A 19,613-nucleotide genomic window follows, 5' to 3' on the forward strand; every position below is an offset into this window, starting at 1 on the left:
AGAGGTCTGATGGTCGGGAACGCTCCTGTGAGACACCGTGCCGGCGCGAGAAGGCGGCGCGGTGGCAATCGCGCCGTCAACGCCCTGCTGACCGGCATCGGCGAGATCCTCATCACCGCTGGCCTGGTGGTGGCGCTCTTCCTCGTCTGGCAGCTGTGGTGGACGGGATTGGACGCCACGGCCAGCGCCGCGGCGGTCACCACCGACTTCCAGAGGACCCAGGTGGAGTCGCCCCAGAAGGAGGGCACGCGGCACTACGACAGCCCGCCGGTGCTCGGCGAGGTCGGCTACGGGGAGACCATCGGCATGCTGGTGGTCCCCAAGTGGTACGGGGTGACCAACAACAACATGCCCATCATCGAGGGCACGGGTCACGACGTCCTGGACCAGGCCGCGGCCGGCCACTACCCCGACACCCAGCAGCTGGGCGAGGCGGGGAACTTCGCCGTCGCCGCGCACCGGCGCACCTACGGCAACTCCTTCCGCCGCATCGACCTGCTCCAGGAGGGTGACGAGATCGTGGTCTCGACGGCGGACACCTGGTACGTCTTCACCGTCACCAGCCACGAGATCGTCCGGCCCGATCAGGTCGAGGTCATCGCCCCGGTGCCCGGGCACCCCGAGGAGGCGCCGACCACGCCGATGATCACGCTGACCACCTGCCACGGCCTGACCACCGGGGAGTTCGGCAATGACCACCGCTGGATCGTCCACGCCGAGTTCTCCTACTGGATGGACCGCTCCGAGGGGCGGCCGGCCTCGGTGCTCGATGATCCGGAGGTCAACTGATGTACGGGTGGATCTGGCGCCACCTGCCCGGCCCCGCCTGGCTGCGCGCCATTGAGGCGCTCCTCCTCCTGGCCGGCGCCGTCTACCTGCTCATGGAGGTCGTCTTCCCCTGGGCCAACGACACCTGGGACCTGTCCGGCAACGCCGACGTCGGGTAGTGCGGGCGCGGGGGCCCTGGAGGGCGACCCGGTGAACCGGCCCTAGCCCGGCTCAGTTGTTCCCGTTGCCGTTGTTGGGGCGGTTCTCCCCACCGCCGACGCCTCCGGCCTGAGGCGTGGCGGAGGGCGTGGCCGTGGCCCCGCCCTTGCCCGCCGAGACCTTGAGCCGGACCGTGCTGCCCTTGTCGACCTCGGTGCCCGCGGCCGGGTTGGAGGAGACGACCTTGCCCGCCTCGACGGAGTCGGAGGGAACCAGATCGCCCTCGGGGCTGACCTGGAGGCCCTTGTCCTGCAGCGCCTTGACGGCCTCCTCCTGGCTCATGCCCGCCACGTCGGGGACGGACACCTTGCTGGAGCCCGAGGAGATGACGATGTTGACCTCGCTGCCCTGCTTGACCTGGCCGCCCTTGTTGGGGCTGTGGGAGACCACCTTGCCCTCCTCGACGGTGGAGGACTCCTCCTGGGTCACATTGCCCACGGTCAGCCCCGCGTCGCTGAGGGCCGAGCGGGCCTCCTCCTGGGTCATGCCGGACAGGTCGGGAACCTCGGTCTGCCCGGTGGACAGCACCAGGGAGACCGTGGAGCCGCGCTGCACGGAGGTGCCCGAGACCGGCTCGGTGCGGATGACCGAGTCCTTGCCGACGGTGGCGTGATCCTCCGTGGTGGCATTGCCGACGCTCAAGCCCTGGCTCTGGAGGATGGTGCGTGCCTCATCCTGGCTCTTGCCGGAGACATCGGGCACCGAGACCATCGCCGAGCCGCCCGAGAAGGTGACGGTCACGGTGGATCCCTTGGCGACCTGGGTGCCCGCGGCCGGATCCGAGGAGACGGCCTTGCCCACCTCGACCTCGTCGTCGGACACGTCCTTCTCGGCGCGCTGGAAGACCAGGCCCGCGTCCTCGATGGCGGTCTTGGCCTCCTGCTCGCTCTGATTCGTGACGTCGGGCACGGCGATGGCAGCAGTGGTGGCGGAGGGCTTGGGGGCCGGCGAGCCCCCACCCAGGTATCCCGAGGCCCACATCCCGGCCAGGGCGGCCGTGCCGATGACCAGCAGGAACAGCAGGATCAGCAGCCAGGGGCGGGTCCGGTGGGGCTCCTCGGGCTCCTCCGGGGCCTCGGTGGGGGCCGAGGCGAAGGCCGCGGCGCCCTCGGATGCCGCGATGACCGAGGTCGGCTCGTTCCAGGACTCCGCCGCGGGGGCCTCCACCGACAGCCCGCGCGCGGCGGCCAGCAGGTCGGTGCGCATGTGGGAGGCGTCCTGGTAGCGGTCCTCCCGGTTCTTGGCCAGGGACTTGAGCACCACCCGGTCCAGGGACTCGGGCACATCCGCGGCCAGGGCCGAGGGGCGCTTGGGGATCTCCCGGACATGCTGGTAGGCGATGGCCACCGCCGAGTCGCCCTGGAAGGGGGGCTGGCCGGTGAGGAGCTCGTAGAGGAGGCAGCCGGTGGAGTACAGGTCGGAGCGGGCGTCGACGTTCTCCCCACGGGCCTGCTCGGGCGAGAGGTACTGGGCGGTGCCCACCACCGTGTGGGTCTGGGTGACGGTGGAGGCGGAGTCCTCAATGGCGCGGGCGATGCCGAAGTCCATGACCTTCACCGCGCCGGTGGAGGTCAGCATGATGTTCCCCGGCTTGATATCGCGGTGGACGATGCCCACGCGGTGGGAGTACTCCAGGGCATCCAGGACGCCGGTGACGATCTCCACCGCCTCGGTGATCGGGACCGCCTCCCCCTCGCTGAGCAGCTCGCGCACCGTATGGCCCTCGACGTACTCCATGACGATGTAGGGCACCAGGCGGGTCGCCCCCGAGGGCTGGGCCAGCTCCTCCTCGCCGGAGTCGTAGACGGCGACGACGGCCGGGTGGTTGAGGGCGGCGGCGGACTGCGCCTCCCTGCGGAAGCGCGCCTGGAAGGTCGGGTCACCGGCGATGTCGGAGCGCAGGAGCTTGATGGCCACCCACCGCGACAGGCGCGTGTCATAGCCGAGGTGCACCTCGGCCATGCCACCACGCCCGATCAGGTCGCGGATCTCGTAGCGGCCCGCGAGGACCTGGGGGAACTGACCGGTCACGGTACCTCCTTGACGGGGACATCGACCATCGACTCCGTCATGGTCTCTTGCGCTGGACTAAGCGTACCCAGGCCTGCCAGGACGGTGATCACAGCGAGGATGAGACCGAAGAACCTCAGGGAGGGCAGGTGCATGCCCATGAAGCTGCGTCCCGAGGCGTGCCGGGGGCTGCCGGTCGGGGTCTCGGACCCCGCCCGCTCCTCCTGGGCTCCCACGCCCTGTCGGGGCGTCCTGGCTGCGGGCGCCTCCCCAGCGGCGGCCTCCACCGGCCGGGCCCGCCGGGAGCGGCGCCGTGGCGCCTGCGGGGCTGTGGGCGCCGATGGCCCCGGTGACGACGGGGCTGCGGATCGTGAGGGGGTCGGGGCGCCCAGGCCTGCGGGCGCCGCTGCGGGGGCCGGGGAGCCCGCGGCGTCCATGCGGTGCCGTGCGGCGCGCTTGGTCCGCCTTGCGGGTCGCACCGGCGTGACGGGCTCCTGAGCGGGCCCGTCCTCCCCATGACCCCGGCCATCGGCGCGCTCCTGGCCGCCGGGACGCGACCCGGTGGGCTGCCAGCCGGGCGCCCGGCCGGCATCCCAGTCCTCGTGGGGCAGGTTGACCACGAGGCGGTCCAGGGCGCGGGCGACGTCGCGGGCCGAGGGGGGCCGGTCGGCCGGCTTCTTGGCGAGCAGCTGGAGCACCAGCTCGCGCACGGGGGCCGGGATCGTCTCGGGCAGGGGCGGGATCTCGTCGTTGACGTGGGCGAAGGCGATATCGACCTGGGTGGCCCCGGTGAAGGGGCGGGAGCCCACCATGGCCTCATAGGCGATGATGCCCAGGCCGTAGAGGTCTCCGGCAGGAGTGGCCATATTGCCCATGGCCTGCTCGGGGGCCAGGTACTGGGCGGTGCCCATGACCATGCCCGAGGCGGTCAGCGGGCGCTGGTTGAGGCCCGTGGAGATCCCGAAATCGGTGAGCTTGGCCAGGCCCTCCCGGTTGATGAGGATGTTGGAGGGCTTGACGTCGCGGTGGACGACCCCGGAGTCGTGGACGACCTGGAGGGCCCTGGCCACCTGGGCCAGGATCGGCAGGATCTCGGCGGGGGTGAGGGTCCCCTTCTCGCTGATGATGTCGGACAGGGCGCGGCCCTGGACCAGCTCCATGACGATCCAGCCGGTCCCCTCCTTCTCCCCGGAGTCCAGGACGACGGCGAGATTGGGGTGGCGCAGGCCGCGGGAGTTGGTGGCCTCGGCGCGCAGGCGGGACAGGAAGATCTCGTCGCCGGCGAGCTCGGGGCGCAGGATCTTGACCGCCACGGCCCGCCCCGAGCGCAGGTCGCTGGCGCGCCAGACCTCACCCATCCCGCCCAGGGCGATGCGCTCCACGAGCTGGTAGCGCCCCTGGACCTCCAGGCCGACAGCAGGTCTCACTGATCCACCGCCGCGTCGATGACACTCAGCGCGATGGGCCCGGCCAGGGAGCCGCCGGTCGCGTTGTCGGCCGTGTTGGCCCCGCCGTCGAGGACGACGGCCAGGGCGATGTCGGGATCGCTGATGTCGGTGCCGGCGAAGCCGATGAACCACGTCGTCGGCCCGCCCTCATCCGATCCGGTCTCGGAGGTGCCGGTCTTGCCGGCCACCGTGACTCCAGCCACATGCGCCGTCCGCCCGGTGCCGTCCTCCACGGTCTGGACCATGAGATCGGTCAGCGTGGCCGCGGTGGCCTCGTCAATGGGGGTGCGGGCCACTGTGGGGGAGGTCGTGTCGACGACGTTGAGGTCGGGGTCCATGGTGCGCGCCACCAGATGGGGGGTCATCTGGGTCCCGTCATTGGCCACGGTGGCGGCCACCATCGCCATCATCATCGGCGTGGCGCGCACCGAGGACTGGCCGATCCCCGCCATGGCGGTCTGGGCCTCGGATTCATTGGCCGGGTAGACCGAGGGGGTGACGGTCAGGGGGATGGACAGCTCGGAGCCGAAGCCCCAGGCCTTGGCCTCCTCGGCCAGGGCCTCCTCGCCCAGGTCGATGGCCAGCTGGGCGAAGGGGGTGTTGCAGGACTCCTTGAAGGCGTAGGAGAAGGCCACGGTGCCGTTGCCGCAGCTCTCCCCGGCGTAGTTGCTCAAGGAGTGCTCGGTGCCCGGCAGGGTCAGGGTCTCGGGGGCGGAGACCTCCGTGTCGGGGGTGATCGTCCCCGCGCGCAGGGCCGCGGCGGTGGTGATGATCTTGAAGGTGGAGCCCGGCGGGTAGAGATCGCCGCTGATGGCGCGGTTGGTCAAGGGCCTGGAGGAGTCCTGGCTCAGGGACTCCCAGGCCTGCTGCGCCGCGGCCTCGTCATGGGTGGCCAGGGTGTTGGGGTCGTAGGAGGGGGTGGAGACCATCGCCAGGATCGCCCCGGTGGAGGGATCCAGTGCCACCACCGAGCCCTCCCGCCCCTCCAGCGCGTCGTAGGCGGCCTGCTGGATCTCGGGGTCGATGGTCAGCTCCAGGGCCCCGCCGCGCTGGGAGCCGCCTGTGATGAGGGACTTGACCCGGGAGGAGAACAGGGAGGGGTCGTCACCGTTGAGCACCGAGTTGCTGGCGCGCTCCAGGCCCGTGATCGAGGCGAAGGCCGTGGAGAAGTAGCCGGTCACCGGCGCGTAGACCGGGCCGCCGGGGTAGGTGCGCTGGTAGGTGTAGGCGTCGTCGGACTCCTGGGTGTCGGCGATGGCCGTCTCGCCCACGATGATGGGACCGCGGTCGGTGCCGAATTCGGCGTAGACGGTGCGCGAGTTGCGCGAGTCCGAGGTCAGGGTGCCGTAGCTGGAGGAGGACTCCCACAGGGATGGCCGGGCCAGGCCCTGAACGCTGGTCAGCGACAGCGACAGGGACAGGAACATCACCAGGACCAGGATGGTGATCTGATGGATCTGCCGATTCACGTGTGCTCCTCCCCCTGGCTCCGGATGGTGGGCGGCGGGGCCTGGTACGGCGGCGCGGGCGGGGGCCCGCCCCGGGGGCGCAGGCTCTGGACCGCCTGAGTCTCCTGGGCGTCCTGAAGCCTGGCCGCCTCCCAGTCCTGGCCCGCATCGCCCCCGTGGGCCGGCGGGCCCTGGAGGCCCGGGCGGCTCTCCCAGAACGGGTCGGCCTCGGCCTGGTCCTGCGGCTCGGGGTCCTCCGGGCCCGCGGCCTCGGCGCTCTGGACCTGCTTGCGCAGGGAGACCGGCAGCTCGGCGGTGTCGATGATCCGGGGGGCCTGGGAGGCCGGGCGCCGGGCGGCGTCGGACAGCCGCAGCAGCAGGGCCAGGATGATCCAGTTGGAGATGAGGGAGGACCCCCCGTAGGCCAGGAACGGAGTGGTCAGGCCGGTCAGGGGGATGAGGCGGGTAACGCCGCCGACCACCACGAAGACCTGCAGGGCGATGGTGAAGGACAGGCCCGTGGCCAGCAGCTTGCCGAAGCCGTCGCGCAGGGTCATGGCCGTGCGCAGGCCCCGCTCGATGAGGATGAGGTAGAGCACCAGGATCGCCAGGGAGCCGGTCAGCCCCAGCTCCTCGCCCAGTGCGGCGATGATGAAGTCGGAGTTGGCGAAGGTCACCAGGTTCGGGTAGCCCTTGCCCCAGCCGGTGCCCATCAGCCCCCCGGAGGCCAGGCCGAACAGGCCCGTGACCAGCTGCCAGGACCCGCCCCCGGCGTTGTAGACCTCGGAGTCCATGGCGTTGAGCCAGCCGTTGATGCGCTGCTGGACGTGGGCCAGGTGCGTGGCGGCGAGCCAGGCCGCGGGCAGGAACAGGCCCGCGCCGATGAGCAGCCAGGAGGGGCGGTCGGTGGCCACGTACAGCACCACCACGAACAGCCCGAAGAGCAGCACCGAGGAGCCCAGGTCCTTCTGCAGCACCAGCACCAGGATGCTCACCCCCCAGACCACCAGCAGGGGGATGAGGTGGCGGGCGCGGGGCAGGTTCATCCACAGCACGCGGCGCCCGGCCAGGGCCAGGTTGTCCCGGTTGGAGACCAGGAAGGAGGCGAAGAAGACCGCCAGCAGCACTTTGGACAGCTCAGCGGGCTGGAAGCTCATCGGCCCCAGCGAGATCCAGATCCGGGCGCCGTTGATCTCCCTGCCCAGGAAGGGCATGAAGGGCAGGATGAGGAAGAGCAGGCCCACCCACATGGCCCAGTTGTCCCAGCGCCTGAGCCTGCGGTGATCGCGCAGCAGGAGCAGCACCACGCAGAAGAGGATGACCCCGATGACCGTCCACACCAGCTGCTTGTTGCCCACGTAGTACTGCCATTGGCCCGTGCGCTCGTAGGACAGGTCCAGGCGCTGGATCATGGCCAGGCCGATGCCGTTGAGGGCCACGGCCGTGGGCAGGATGACCGGGTCGGCCCAGGGCGCGGTGAAGCGCACCCACAGGTGGACGATCAGGGCGATGAGCACCAGGGCCCCGCCGAGCTGGAGGACCTGGGCGGGGGAGGAGCCCGTGCGGTTGAGGGCCGTGAGCACGAAGCCGCCCAGGCCGATGACCAGGGCGATGCCCAGCAGCCCGGCCTCGGCCCAGCGGCCCGAGTGGCGTGCCGTGCCGGCGGGCTGGATCACCGCGACCCCGCTGGGGGTGCTGGTGGTGGCCGGGGTGGCGCTCATTCCTCAGCCTCCCTGGGTCGAGCCGGTCGACGGGGTCGGGCTGGGAGGGGAGGAGGCGGGGCCCGGGGATGCCCCTGGCGTCACCGAGGGGCTCGGGCTCGCCGTGGGGGCCGAGGGCTGCGCCGAGGGCCCTGGCACGGGCTCCACGTGGTTGGCGACCGTGACCTCCACGTACTTGCGGGCCTCGCTCAGGGACTTGCTGTGGACATTGTCCTTGAGCAGGTCCCGCATGCGCTGGCTGAGGTCCTCCACCGCGGGCTCGTCATAGGTCTGCACCACATGGCTGAGCTTGATGGGTCCCAGGGACTGGGGGATGCCCTGGTAGATGACCACCTGGCCGTTGAGGGTGGTGACGTAGTACTGGGTCTGCGTCCAGCGGTAGAAGAGCCCGCCGGCGCCCACCATGGCCACCACCAGCAGCAGGGAGCCGATGATCGCCCGCCTGCGGTTGCGCCGTCGGGCCCGCTCCTGGGCCTCGGCGGCGGCGATGACGTCCTGCACCTCGTCGCGGGCGGGGGAGGCCTCGCCCTTGTCCTCCAGGGTGGCCATGAGCGCGGCCGCCTTGGCGGCCGGGGTGGAGGGCTCGGGGGCGTCGTCGTCCTCGGCCTCCTCCTCACTGGCCCGCTGGCGGGAGCGGGCGGCGGCAGCGGCGCGCTCGCGGGCCAGGCGCTCGGTGGCGGCACTGCCGACCACCTGCGGGTCCGTCAGCGGCTCGGGATCATCCTTGACGACGTCGAAGACCACCGCGGTGACATTGTCCGGCCCCCCGGCCCTCAGGGCCAGGTCGACCAGCTGGTCGGCCGCCTGCCCGGGGTCGGAGACCGAGGCCAGGACCTCCCCGATGGTCTCGGCGGTCACCGGCCCGCTCAGGCCGTCGGAGCACAGCAGCCAGCGGTCGCCGGGCACGGCCTCGCGGATCGACTCATCGAGCTGGACGTCGCCCTCGGCGTCGCCCAGGACGCGCAGGAGCACGGAGCGCTGGGGGTGCTGGCGGGCCTGGTCGCGGGTCAGGCGCCCGGTCTCGACGAGGTACTCCACGAAGGTGTGGTCGGTGGTCACCTGGGTCAGGGTGCCGTCGCGCAGCATGTAGGCGCGGGAGTCGCCCACATGGACCATGGCCAGCTTGTTGCCGCTGCGCATGACCGAGATGCAGGTGGTGCCCAGCCCCGCCAGCTCGGGGTCCTGGGAGGACAGGGACACCAGCTCGGCGTGGGCGGCCTGGACGGCCTCGCGCATGAGGCCGAGCAGCTCGCCGGCCTGGTGGGAGTCGGCATCCAGGGGCATGAGGTGCTCCACGGCGACGGCGGAGGCGATGTCGCCCCCGGCCGGCCCGCCCATGCCGTCGCACAGGATGCACAGGTGAGGGCCCGCGTAGCCGGAGTCCTGGTTGGACTGGCGCACGAGGCCGACGTCGGAGCGAGCGGCGAAGCGCAAGGAGATGGTCATGAGCGCAGTTCCAGCGTCGTCTGTCCGATGCGGACAGGGATGTTCATGGGCAGTTCGACAGCGCCGTGAACAGGGCGTCCGTCCATGGTGGTGCCGTTGGTGGACCCCAGGTCCTCAAGCCACCAGGCGCCGTCCTTGGGGAAGACGCGGGCGTGCCGTGAGGAGGCGTAGGAGTCGTCCAGCACCAGGGTGCAGGAGGGGGAGCGGCCGATGATGATCGAGGCCGGGCTCAGGGGGACGGTGGAGCCCGCCAGGGGGCCCTCGGTGATGACCAGCCGGGAGGCGCTGCGGCGCCTTCCCCGGGGCGGGGCGGGGGACTCGGCGCCGCGCGATCGGCGCCGGGGGGCGGAGGTCGAGGGCTCAGCGGCATCTCGGCGCAGGGTGCGCACGACGAGGAACAGGAAGACCCACAACAGGGCGAGGTAGCCCAGTCGCAGGAGCGTGAATGCGAGCTCGCTCACCCGTTGGCCCCGACGGACTGGGTGCCGTCCCAGAACATGATCTGGGTGCGGCCGATGGTCAGGGTGTTGCCGTCCACGAGGGTGACGGCGTCGACCCGCTGGCCCTCCACGAAGGTGCCGTTGGTCGATCCCATATCCGTGGCGATGGTGTTGCCCTGAGTCAGGCGGATCTCCAGGTGCCGGCGCGAGACCCCCGAGTCATCCACGATGATGTCGGCCTCCGAGCCCCGGCCGATGACGGTGACCGGGCCGGTGAGCAGGTAGCGCTGGCCGTTGATGTCCACGATCGGCTGCGCCGGAGAGGCCGTGGCCGCCGCCGCGGGGGCCGCTGACCCCCGCCTGGTGGAGGACTCGATCTCCACGGCCGGCGCGTTGGGGGTCTCATTGGGGATGAAGGAGACCTCCACGGGGCCGACGAAGGAGTAGCCCTGCTCGGCGGCATGCGTGGTGGCGACCTCCTCCATCTGGCGGACCATCTCGTCCTGCCCCCAGGCCATGATGCGCTCGATGTTGGCGGGGGCCAGGTGGATGCGGAAGATGTTGGGGACCACGGAGCGGTCGCGTGCGAAGGATGCGGCGCGCTTGTCCATGGTCTCTCGGAGCTTCGAGGCGATCTCGATGGGTTCGACGTCGTCGGAGAACCGTGACATGGCGCGGTTCGTGACGTTCTCGACGCCCTTCTCGAACTTGTCCAGGAAACCCATGGACAGTACCTCCCCCAGTACGACAGCGGCGGCCCAGTGGGCCGGGAGGCGGGACTGCCCCGCCTCCCCGGACCTGCGGACAGGTCTCGACCATGACCATCGTAACCGTTGTGGGGCCCTTGCTGGGAAGTCGGCCGGCCAGTGGCGTGGGGAAAACCTTCGTGAGCGGTCTCACGGCCCGTCGACCGCGAGCGGATTGGACGTGGAGCGGGTGGGCGGACTAATGTCATCCTCGCTTCGCGCGAGTGGCGGAATTGGTAGACGCGCACGGTTCAGGTCCGTGTGATCTAACGATCATGGGGGTTCGAGTCCCCCCTCGCGCACGTCGCGCCACACGGTGCTGATCAGGGGCCCGAGCCGTACGGCTCGGGCCCCTGATCATGTCCGGCCATCGGGTGTCTGGGCCATCGGGCATGCCCGCGGCCCGCCCGGCTCACCGCGCCGCCCACGGGCGGCGCGGTGAGCCGCGCGGCGCCACTGCGCTCAGCAGCAGCCCGTCGACACGCTGGTCTCGGCGAGCCGGTCGCGGGCGCGCCAGAACTCCCGGGCGCTCATGGGCTCGTGGTCCGGATGCTCGCGGGCGTGACGGGCCAGGTAGCGCTCATAGGCGGATTCCCCCGTCATGTCACGCCACAGGGCCCGGGCCCGGTGCAGGGAGCGGGTCAGCGCCGGGGGCGGGAAGGGGGCCGGTGCCCGGCGGGCCCCGCCCCCGCTCCTGCCGGCGCCCATCAGTGACCCCCGTGGGAGCCGCCGGCGATGAGAGCGGGATCCCCGACCTGCTCGTACTCCTTGGCGACCTTCTTCATCAGCGGGGAGGCGATCATCGTCTCGGGGGCGTAGAAGTTGGACTCCTGGTAGGGGTCCTCCGAGGTCGTCGTGTCCCCGGCGGTGATCGTCCTGATGACGCGCAGGAGCGCGCAGGCCATGACGAGGGCCACCATGACCAGGAAGACCACCGACAGTGTGCCCTGGATCATCGTGTTGCGGATGATCGCCCGGGTCTCCTCGATCCTGGCCGGATCGGTGAGCGTGGGCAGCAGCCTCTTGGCGTCCCTCCACTGCTGGAAGTAGCCCACGCGCGGATCGGTGGAGAAGATCTTCTGCCAGGACGCGGTGAAGGTCACCACCGTGTCGAAGACCAGCGGTACCAGGGGGATCCACGCCCAGCGCAGGTAGCCCTTGCGCACCACCATGACAGTGACCACGAGCAGCGCCACCGCCGCGATGAGCTGGTTGGCGATGCCGAACAGCGGGTAGAGGGTCTGGATGCCGCCGCGCGGGTCGGTCACGCCCATGAGCAGCAGGGAGCCCCAGGCGGCCACCACCACCCCGGTGGTGCTCCAGGCCCCCGCCTTCCAGGAGGGGTCCTTGAACCTGGGGAAGACGTTGCCCAGGGCATCGGAGAGCTGGAAGCGCGCCACACGGGTGACGGCGTCGACCGCCGAGAGGATGAACAGGGCCTCGAACATGATGGCGAAGTGGTACCAGAAGCCCATCATGGCCCGGCCCCCGCCGATCTGGTGGAGGATGTGGGCCATGCCCACGCTCAGGGTGGGCGCGCCGCCGGTGCGCGAGACCACGGAGGGCTCGCCGACGTCCTTGGCGACCTGCTCCAGGGCCTGGGCGCCGGTGTAGGTCTTCTCATTGCCGTCGTCGTCCCAGGAGTCCCAGGTGGGCACGAGGCGCTGGCCGTGGGCGTCGGTGACCTCCAGGTTGCCGATCGCGGCAGCGGCCACCTCCTCCCGGTTGGGGGCCGAGGCGACGACCTCGGGCCCGGCCAGGGTGTTCATGGTGGCCGCGGAGGTGTTCATGGAGAAGTAGATGCCCGGGCTCAGGGAGACCGCCGCGGCCAGGGCCATGATCGCCACGAAGGACTCCATGAGCATTCCGGCGTAGCCGATCATGCGCACCTGGCTCTCCTTCTCCACCATCTTGGGGCTGGTGCCCGAGGAGACCATGGCGTGCATGCCCGACAGGGCGCCGCAGGCGATGGTGATGAACAGGAAGGGGAAGAGAGTGCCGGCGAAGACCGGGCCGGCGGTGTTGGAGGCGAACTCGGAGACCGCCGCCATCTCCACCACGGGGCGCACGATGATGATGCCGGCCGCCAGGATGAGGATCGTGCCCACCTTCATGAAGGTCGACAGGTAGTCGCGCGGGGTCAGCAGCACCCACACCGGCAGGACCGCGGCCAGGAAGCCGTAGACGATCATCGCCCACACCAGGGTGGTGGGGGACAGGTGCAGGTACTCGCCCAGGGAGGACTCCGCCACCCAGCGGCCCCCGATGATGACGGCGATGAGCAGGGCGCAGCCGGCCACCGAGACCTGGGTGATGCTCCCGGGCTGGACGTAGCGCAGCCACAGGCCCATGCCGACGGCGATCGGGATGGTCATGCCCACGGAGAACACGCCCCAGGGGGACTCCGCCAGGGCATTGACGCACACCATGGCCAGGACCGCCAGGACGATCATGAGCATGACGAAGACAACCACCGTGGCGATCGTCCCGCCGATGGCCCCGATCTCATCGGTGGCCATCTGGCCCAGGGACCGTCCTCCGCGGCGCATGGAGAAGAACAGGACGAGCATGTCCTGGACCGCGCCGGCCACCAGCACGCCCAGGATGATCCACAGGGTGCCGGGCAGGTAGCCCATCTGGGCGGCCAGGACCGGGCCCACCAGCGGGCCGGCCCCGGCGATGGCCGCGAAGTGGTGGCCGTAGAGGACCACGCGGTGGGTCGGGTCGAAGTCCCGGCCGTTGTTGATGCGCTCGGCGGGGGTGGCGTTGGTGTCGTCCGGGCGCATGATCCGGCGCTGGACGTAGAGGGCGTAGAACCGGTAGCCGATCGCGTAGGTGCACACCGAGGTGACGATGAACCAGATGGTGTTGACCTGCTCCCCGCGGGCGACCGCGAGCATCCACCACCCCAGGACCCCGAGCGCGGTGATGACCGCCCAGGCGGCGATCCTCCGGGGGGTCCACCGGTTGTCGGGCCGCACCCCCACGGGAACGCCGTCCTTGTTCCGGATGATCCGCGCCTCCTCCTCGGAGGTGTAGGTGGGCAGGGTGGAAGGTGAGTGGGGCATCATTGCTCCGATCCCATGTCGAGAAGCGGCGGGCCCGGGTGCGGCCCGATGACCTTTCCAGGTTAAATCCTGGTCAGACCCGGGGGAAGCACTGCGGGCCGGTGATGCGCGCGTGTTGCCGCTGCCGTTTCAGCCGCGTCCCGGAGCCCTGCCGGGCCAGGAGGACGGCGGCCAGGATCGCGCCCGTGCAGGCCCCGGCCGAGTTCTCCAGGACATTGGCCACAAGGGGGCGGCGGTCGAGGCCGGGCAGGAGCCACTGGGCCAGTTCCGCCGAGGCGCCCAGGGCGCAGCCCGCCAGCGCCCACGCCCACCAGGGGATGCGGGGCCATCCCAGGCAGGCGCAGAGGGTCAATGGCAGGAGCATCACCAGGTTGAGGACGAGGTCCTTGTCCTCCGGCCCCAGGAACCAGGGCCCGATCGCATCCTTGGCGCTGCTCACATGCTGGCCCGAGGGCCACAGGACGGCCAGGGCCACGGCGCCCAGGGCGACCAGCGCGGCGAGGCGCGCGACCCACTGGTGCCGGGGTGCCGCCGCAGCGGGATCGCAGCCCCGGCGGTGGCGGGGGGCGCGGGCGGTGCGGGGGTCATGCCCCGGGCCCATCACCACGGGTGCTGCGGGCCCGCGGGCATGGTCACCGATCGGCCCCGGCGGGCGGCTCCAGCCCGAAGTCCCCCAGGGACTGCGGGGTGATGACCGGCAGGACCGACCAGGGGAAGTTGATCCACTGGTCGGTGACCTTCCAGCAGTAGTCGGGCATGAAGACCGACCTGGGCTTGCGGTAGATGACGGCGCTGCGGGCCTCGACCTGGACCGGCGGGCCGCCCAGGCTCAGGCCCTCGTGGGCGAGCAGCTCCATGACCAGCTTGAGGGTCTTGCCCGAGTCGGCGACGTCGTCGACCACCAGGACCCGGCGGCCGCCGAGCGACGAGCCGTCCATGAAGGGGGGCAGCAGTTGGGGCTCGGGCAGCGTCTGGCCCACCCCGGTGTAGAACTCCACGTTCATGGTGCCCATGGCCTTGATGCCCAGGGCGTAGCCGATGGCGCCGGCGGGGATGAGGCCCCCGCGGGCGATGGCGATGATGAGATCGGGCATCCAGCCCGAGGCGACGATCTGGGCGGCGAGCTCGCGCTCGGCCGTGCCGAAGAGCTCCCAGGTGAGGTTCTCGCGGTCCGGTTCCGCGGCGCCGGACGCGCCGTCGAAGGCCGGGGTGGGGGCGGTGGGGTCCTCAGCTGCGGTCACGCCGCCATCGTAACGGGGCGCGGCGCCCCCGCTGCACATCTTCGATCGGAGCGTTGACCGGATCATGCGGGAAAGTCGGCCTCGGCAGGGGCCATGGGCGTTGAAGATGTGCAGCGGAGGGTCTGTTGCACATCTTCAGGCCGGGCAACGACGGGATCATGCGGGAAAGTCGGCCTCGGCAGGGGGCATGGGCGCTGAAGATGTGCAGCGGCTAGCATCGCGGCATGCTGGTCGCCTTCTCCGTGTCCCCCACGACCTCCGATGCGCCTGATGGCTCGGTGAGCCGGGCCGTGGCCCGCGCCGTGCGCGTGGTGCGCGACTCGGGCCTGCCTCACGAGACGACGTCGATGTTCACCACCATCGAGGGCGGGTGGGACGAGTGCATGGCGGTGGTCAAGGCCGCCTGCGAGGCGGTGGCCGAGGTCAGCCCGCGCGTGGCCCTGGTGCTCAAGGCCGACATCCGCCCCGGGTGGGAGGGCCAGCTCGGCGCCAAGGTCGAGCGCCTCGAGCGGCACCTGCGCGAGGAGTGAGCCGCCCCGAGGGCCTGCACTTGCCGACCGCAGGCCCGGCCCCCACCATGGTCGGCGTGAGGAACCGTGCCACCGCCCTGCTGCCGGGCCTGGTCCTGTGCGCCGCCGTCGCCCTGGTCTCGACCTTGATCAGCAGGCAGGTGCCGCTGCTGTCCGCCATGCTCCTGGCCATCGTGGCGGGCATGGCCCTGCGCAACACGGGCCTCATCCCCGCCTCCGCCGAGGCGGGGATCGCCCTGAGCGGCAGGACGCTCCTGCGCCTGGGCGTGGTGCTGCTGGGCCTGCGGCTGTCGATCGGCGCCGTCCTGGCCCTGGGCTGGGGGGCCGTGGCGGTCATCGCCCTGACCGTCGCCACGGTCTTCCTGGGGACCCTGGGCCTGGGGCGCCTCATGGGGGTTGCCCGGGCCACCTGCCTGCTGACCGCCACCGGCACCGCCATCTGCGGGGCCGCCGCAGTGGCCGGGATGAGCGCCGTCGTGCACCCCGGCCCGGGTGCCCGGTGGGACGAGGTCGAGCAGGCCGCGACGACGGCGGTGGCCACCGTGACCCTCTTCGGCACGCTGGCAGTCCTCCTGACGCCCCTGGCGGTCGGCGCCCTGGGGCTGCCGGCGGTGCCCGCCGGGGTGTGGGTGGGCGCCTCGGTCCACGAGGTGGGGCAGGTCACGGCCGCCGCCGGGGCCATCAGCGGGGAGGTGCTCGACGCCGCAGTGGTGGCCAAGCTCGGCCGGGTGGTCCTCCTGGCGCCCCTGGTGGCGCTGGTGGGCCTGGTCGAGGGGCGTCGGGCACGGCGCGAGGAGCAGCGGCGGGTGGAGCGCAGCGAGGTGGGTGCCGTCCTGGCTGGTGCCCCCGTCCAGCACCCCTCCCGTGCCACCCCGGTAGTGCCCCTGTTCATGCTGGGATTCCTGGCGGCGGTGATGCTGCGATCCGCGGCTGGTGGGGTGATCCCGCCCTGGCTGCTCGCCGGTGCCGATGCGGTCAGCGGCCTGCTGCTGACCATGGCGATGTGCGCCATGGGGGCGGGGGTCGACCTGCGCCGGCTGGCGCGCACCGGCCTGCCCGCCCTGGGCCTGGGGGCCGGCGCCGCCGCCATCGCCGCAGTGGTCTCACTGGTGGGCGTGCTGGTGATGGTCGGGTGAGCGGGCCGGGGCGCGCGCTGGGAGGCAGGACGGCTGCGGGCAGCCGATCTACTATCCGCATCACAAGGCGGATCGACAAGGAAAGGTGCGCGGTGACAGCGGTGACAGTACTGACACAGGCCCACGTGGGCGTGGCGGCATCCCCTTGCTAACGGCCCCTGCTAACGGCGCCCGGCACAGGCCCACGTGGGCGTGGCGGCATCGGTGGCCGGCAGCTGCCCGCGCCTGCGGTACGTGGAGAGCAGCTGAGCAGGCCCACCCCTGCCCGCCTGCCCCGGCCTTCGGCAAGGCTGGGGCGGCGCTCCGGCCTCAGGCCAGGAGGGCCAGGACGGCGGCGGCGCTGCGGGCGGCGGCCTCCTCGGCGGCGATGTGGAAGTCCTGTCCGGCCTGGGGGCCGCACAGGTCCGAGATTCCGCGCACTGCCAGGAAGGGGATCTCTGCGCCAGCGGCCACCTGCGCCAGGGCGGTGGACTCCATATCGGTGCTCAGCGCCCTGGGGAAGACCTCACGGGTGTCCGCCACATTCGCCGCCGTGACGAAGGAGTTCCCCGCCAGCATCAGCCCAGTGCGCAGGCGCGAGCCCGCCGAGGACGGCGTCGCCGACCTGACCGCCTGCGCTCCCACCGCGGACAGGCGCTCCAGCAGCGAGGCATCGCCCGGGAACGTCTCAGGCTGCCCCGGCGTCTGGCCCCGCGCGTAGCCGAAGGCGGTGGCATCGGCGTCGGTGAATGCCAGTGCCTGTGAGGCGCACACGTCGCCGACCTCCACGTCGTAGCCGAGCCCCCCGGCGGTGCCCGCCGAGATGATCACGCCCGGGTGCACCCGGGTCAGCACCGTGGCCAGGGCGGAGGCGGCCGCCACCAGGCCGATCCCAGTGTGCAGCAGAACCAGCTCGCCCGGCTCCGGGGAGTCCGGCGACGGCGCCGGCGACGCTGGCAGGGCCAGGCGCCAGGCGCGCGCCCCCGTGCAGGTCGGCAGTGCCGGGCCCTCCTCGATGAGGGGCAGGGCCTCCAGGAAGGGCTGGGCCTCGACCTCCATGGCCACGGCGACGACGGCGGACACAGGGTGGCGGGCTCCTGCAGTCGAGGGGATCGAAGGGCTGTCCTCAATGCTCATGGCCCCAGCCTAGATGTGCTTCCCCGTGAGGTTGTGCGCGGGGCCGATGGGGCCCGGCCCGCGACAGCCGCGGACTCCGGAGCCGATCACCCGGGCGGTGATCGCAGAGACCCGGAAGCTGAGAGGACGGAGCACCGCCTCCTGCCGGAGCCGAGGACTGCTGTGCAGGAGGGCGAGGACGGTGCGCGCTCCATCGTGGTGGGGCTGACTCGGCAGCGGTGTGCCCAGAGAGAAGTAAGGGAGAATCGCCGACGCCTTCAAGGAGGCACCATGGGATCGACATCTGCTCACCGTCGTCAGCGCTCTTGCTGTGGTCCGAAGAGCCTTCCCGGGCTCCGGGCCGCCCTCGCAGGGCCCAGGGGCCGCCGCATGTGGAGGGCCATGCGTGGCCTGTGGCGCGTTCTCATGACCTGCGGCCTGTTCCTCCTCGCCGGGCTCACGGTGGTCTTGATGTGGTGCTACGGCTTGGCCTTCACCTACCTCGCGGAGTCCTCGGCCACGACGGGGAATGAGATTGAGAGCCGTATCTTCCGCTGGCTCGGGGGTCTCTGCTTCGGGTGGGGCATGACACATGCGCTGAAGCACCTCAAAGCGCGGTGGCGTGACGTGACAACCCTGTGCCCAGTGCTGCGTCGGTCATGGTCCTAGCCCATGTCTTCAGCCGGCCTCGGCCGGGAAGACCTGCGACCAGTGCTCGCGCCGGGCCAGGAAGGCGCCCACCGCCTCCTGGGCGGCCGCCAGGGAGTGGTTGGCGCCCCACCCGCACTGGACCTCGTTGGCCGCCGGGACCTCGGTGGCCGACATGATGTCCCCGAGGGTCGCCTCCAGCAGGGGCAGGAAGTCCTCGGGCTCCAGGCCCAGGGTCAGGGCGTAGAAGCCCGTCTGGCAGCCCATGGGGGAGAAGTCGATGAGCCGGTCGGTGTGATGGCGCATGAGCTCGGCGCTCAGGTGCTCGATGGAGTGCACCGCGGGCATCTCCAAGTGCTCCTGGTTGGGCTGGCAGAAGCGGATGTCGTACTTGACCAGCACGTCCCCGCCCGGCAGCTCCTTGCGGTCCGCGACCCGCACGTAGGGCGCCACCACCGCGGTGTGGTCCAGGTTGAAGGACTCGACATTCATCCGCGGTGCGCAGTGCCCGCTCTGCTCGCTCATGGCCCCACCCTATGGCCTCATCCCGCCATCGATGTGCCCGCTGCACATCTTCAGGCGCCGGATCGGCCCGCAACCCCCGCTTTCCCGCATGATCACGTCAGTGGGTTGTTCCCAGAGGTCCTGAAGATGTGCAACGGGGCGGGGGCGGGGGAGGATGGGCGCCATGAGCTCACTGGCGCGCATCACCATCGGCCCACCGACCGCCCCCACCCTGGTCCTCCTGCACGGCATCACCGGCTCGGCCGTCTCCCAGGCCGAGGCCATCGAGCACTGGGCCGCCCGCGGCTACCGGGTCATCGCGCTCGACGCCCGCGGCCACGGCCTGTCCCCGCGCTGGAGCGCCGAGCAGCTCCAGCAGGCCGGCCAGGTGCTCGTCGACGACGTCATCGAGATCCTGGAGGAGCTCGTCCAGGCCCGCCCCGCGTCGCCCGGCGGCGCGCCGCCCCGCCCGATCCTCATCGGCCACTCCATGGGCGCCGCCACCGCCATGGTGCTCGCCGTCCAGCGCCCCGATCTGGTGGCCGGCATCGTCCTGGAGGACCCGGCCCTCCACGGCATGCGCAGCCCCGAGGAGCTGCTGGCGCGCGGTGCCGCCCGGGAGCGGGCGCGCGCCGCCGAGGCGGCCGACCCCGCCGCCTCGGTCTCCCAGGCCCTGGAGGGCCGGGCCATGCCGGATGCCGAGGTGCTGCCCGGGGTGTGGGCCGCCCAGCGCAGCGACCCGGCCCTCCTGCTCAGCGGGGTCGTCGCCCCCGAGGTCCCCTGGACCGAGGCCGTAGCCTCCCTGGAGGTGCCCGCCCTCCTGCTCACCGGCGACCGGCCCGGCTCCGCCAGGGTCGGGCCCGCGGGACTGGAGCGCGTCGCCGCCCTCAACCCGCGCATCGCCACGGTGCTCGTCCCGGGCGCCGGGCACCAGGTGCGCCGCAGCGACCCGCAGGCCTACTACAGCGCTGTCGACGGCTGGCTGGAGCGCCAGGGCATGGGCCCGCAGCCGTCGCGGCCGTAGCCGCCCGCCCCGCACTGCCCGGCTGGCGGCCCGTCTTCGGCCCGCCTCCGACGGCGCTCGGGAGCAGGCGGCCGCGGCTGGCGGGTCTTCAGGGATGTCCAGGCAGCTGTGGGAGGATGCC

General features: G+C 71.7%; 18 protein-coding genes and 1 tRNA gene. 6 read left to right on the forward strand and 13 right to left on the reverse strand.

Annotated features, from left to right (window positions below; translation table 11 throughout):
- Positions 1–9 precede the first annotated feature (9 nt).
- Positions 10–789 carry a class E sortase gene (locus J5X07_RS03600; RefSeq protein ID WP_124933131.1) on the forward strand — a complete coding sequence of 260 codons (780 nt, stop codon included), beginning with the start codon at positions 10–12 and terminating at the stop codon, positions 787–789.
- A complete protein-coding gene (locus J5X07_RS03605) occupies positions 789–947 on the forward strand; it encodes a hypothetical protein (protein ID WP_185731985.1) in 159 nt (52 codons plus the stop codon). The genes J5X07_RS03600 and J5X07_RS03605 overlap by 1 nt, the downstream gene beginning before the upstream one ends.
- 52 nt (positions 948–999) lie before the next feature.
- Here J5X07_RS03605 and pknB read toward each other — a convergent pair whose 3' ends face one another.
- From pknB to J5X07_RS03640, 7 genes are read right to left on the reverse strand one after another with little or no spacing between them, the layout of a single operon-like run.
- Positions 1,000–3,018, reverse strand: coding sequence for a Stk1 family PASTA domain-containing Ser/Thr kinase (gene pknB / locus J5X07_RS03610; protein ID WP_124933130.1), 2,019 nt, complete (start codon positions 3,016–3,018; stop codon positions 1,000–1,002).
- The gene (locus J5X07_RS03615) at positions 3,015–4,424 is read right to left on the reverse strand and encodes a serine/threonine-protein kinase (protein WP_208478705.1); all 1,410 of its coding nucleotides are present in this window, start codon (positions 4,422–4,424) and stop codon (positions 3,015–3,017) included. Before J5X07_RS03615 ends, pknB begins: the two co-directional genes overlap by 4 nt.
- Positions 4,421–5,914 (reverse strand): peptidoglycan D,D-transpeptidase FtsI family protein, encoded by a 1,494-nt coding sequence (locus tag J5X07_RS03620; protein ID WP_124933128.1) that lies wholly within the window; start codon positions 5,912–5,914, stop codon positions 4,421–4,423. Before J5X07_RS03620 ends, J5X07_RS03615 begins: the two co-directional genes overlap by 4 nt.
- The gene (locus J5X07_RS03625; protein WP_124933127.1) at positions 5,911–7,614 is read right to left on the reverse strand and encodes an FtsW/RodA/SpoVE family cell cycle protein; all 1,704 of its coding nucleotides are present in this window, start codon (positions 7,612–7,614) and stop codon (positions 5,911–5,913) included. Before J5X07_RS03625 ends, J5X07_RS03620 begins: the two co-directional genes overlap by 4 nt.
- 3 nt (positions 7,615–7,617) lie before the next feature.
- The gene (locus tag J5X07_RS03630) at positions 7,618–9,060 is read right to left on the reverse strand and encodes a PP2C family protein-serine/threonine phosphatase (RefSeq protein WP_124933126.1); all 1,443 of its coding nucleotides are present in this window, start codon (positions 9,058–9,060) and stop codon (positions 7,618–7,620) included.
- Positions 9,057–9,521 (reverse strand): FHA domain-containing protein FhaB/FipA, encoded by a 465-nt coding sequence (locus J5X07_RS03635; RefSeq protein ID WP_124933125.1) that lies wholly within the window; start codon positions 9,519–9,521, stop codon positions 9,057–9,059. Before J5X07_RS03635 ends, J5X07_RS03630 begins: the two co-directional genes overlap by 4 nt.
- Positions 9,518–10,225: an FhaA domain-containing protein gene (locus J5X07_RS03640; protein WP_124933124.1), complete on the reverse strand. Its 708-nt coding sequence runs from the start codon at positions 10,223–10,225 to the stop codon at positions 9,518–9,520. The genes J5X07_RS03635 and J5X07_RS03640 overlap by 4 nt, the downstream gene beginning before the upstream one ends.
- 239 nt (positions 10,226–10,464) lie before the next feature.
- Here J5X07_RS03640 and J5X07_RS03645 point away from each other — a divergent pair.
- Positions 10,465–10,548, forward strand: a tRNA-Leu gene (locus J5X07_RS03645).
- Between the two features lie 160 nt (positions 10,549–10,708).
- On the opposite strand, the gene J5X07_RS03650 is transcribed toward J5X07_RS03645, so the two are convergent.
- The 4 genes from J5X07_RS03650 to J5X07_RS03665 all read right to left on the reverse strand — a co-directional run bounded on the left by J5X07_RS03650 (position 10,709) and on the right by J5X07_RS03665 (position 14,594).
- The gene (locus J5X07_RS03650) at positions 10,709–10,954 is read right to left on the reverse strand and encodes a YbdD/YjiX family protein (protein WP_124933123.1); all 246 of its coding nucleotides are present in this window, start codon (positions 10,952–10,954) and stop codon (positions 10,709–10,711) included.
- The gene (locus tag J5X07_RS03655) at positions 10,954–13,314 is read right to left on the reverse strand and encodes a carbon starvation CstA family protein (protein ID WP_208478706.1); all 2,361 of its coding nucleotides are present in this window, start codon (positions 13,312–13,314) and stop codon (positions 10,954–10,956) included. The genes J5X07_RS03650 and J5X07_RS03655 overlap by 1 nt, the downstream gene beginning before the upstream one ends.
- 73 nt (positions 13,315–13,387) lie before the next feature.
- Complete coding sequence (locus J5X07_RS12845; RefSeq protein ID WP_243896403.1) at positions 13,388–13,915, reverse strand: VanZ family protein; 528 nt, start codon at positions 13,913–13,915, stop codon at positions 13,388–13,390.
- A gap of 31 nt (positions 13,916–13,946) precedes the next feature.
- Entirely contained in the window at positions 13,947–14,594 is a 648-nt protein-coding gene (locus J5X07_RS03665; RefSeq protein WP_124933221.1) for a phosphoribosyltransferase, read from the reverse strand.
- A gap of 185 nt (positions 14,595–14,779) precedes the next feature.
- Between J5X07_RS03665 and J5X07_RS03670 the strand changes: the two genes are divergently transcribed.
- The gene (locus J5X07_RS03670; RefSeq protein WP_124933120.1) at positions 14,780–15,085 is read left to right on the forward strand and encodes a thiamine-binding protein; all 306 of its coding nucleotides are present in this window, start codon (positions 14,780–14,782) and stop codon (positions 15,083–15,085) included.
- 56 nt (positions 15,086–15,141) lie between these two features.
- On the forward strand, positions 15,142–16,221 hold the full coding sequence (locus tag J5X07_RS03675; RefSeq protein WP_341769395.1) for a YeiH family protein: 1,080 nt from the start codon (positions 15,142–15,144) through the stop codon (positions 16,219–16,221).
- Positions 16,222–16,530: 309 nt separating this feature from the next.
- Here J5X07_RS03675 and mtnN read toward each other — a convergent pair whose 3' ends face one another.
- Together mtnN and J5X07_RS03685 are read right to left on the reverse strand one after the other, a co-directional pair.
- Positions 16,531–17,259: a 5'-methylthioadenosine/S-adenosylhomocysteine nucleosidase gene (gene mtnN / locus J5X07_RS03680; RefSeq protein WP_208478726.1), complete on the reverse strand. Its 729-nt coding sequence runs from the start codon at positions 17,257–17,259 to the stop codon at positions 16,531–16,533.
- 735 nt (positions 17,260–17,994) lie between these two features.
- The gene (locus J5X07_RS03685; protein ID WP_243896405.1) at positions 17,995–18,489 is read right to left on the reverse strand and encodes an S-ribosylhomocysteine lyase; all 495 of its coding nucleotides are present in this window, start codon (positions 18,487–18,489) and stop codon (positions 17,995–17,997) included.
- Between the two features lie 163 nt (positions 18,490–18,652).
- Here J5X07_RS03685 and J5X07_RS03690 point away from each other — a divergent pair, with 163 nt between their 5' ends.
- Positions 18,653–19,492 carry an alpha/beta fold hydrolase gene (locus tag J5X07_RS03690; protein ID WP_208478707.1) on the forward strand — a complete coding sequence of 280 codons (840 nt, stop codon included), beginning with the start codon at positions 18,653–18,655 and terminating at the stop codon, positions 19,490–19,492.
- The last annotated feature ends 121 nt before the right edge of the window (positions 19,493–19,613 follow it).

Origin of the sequence: Actinomyces bowdenii (assembly GCF_017592395.1) — a bacterium.
GTDB lineage: Bacteria > Actinomycetota > Actinomycetes > Actinomycetales > Actinomycetaceae > Actinomyces > Actinomyces bowdenii.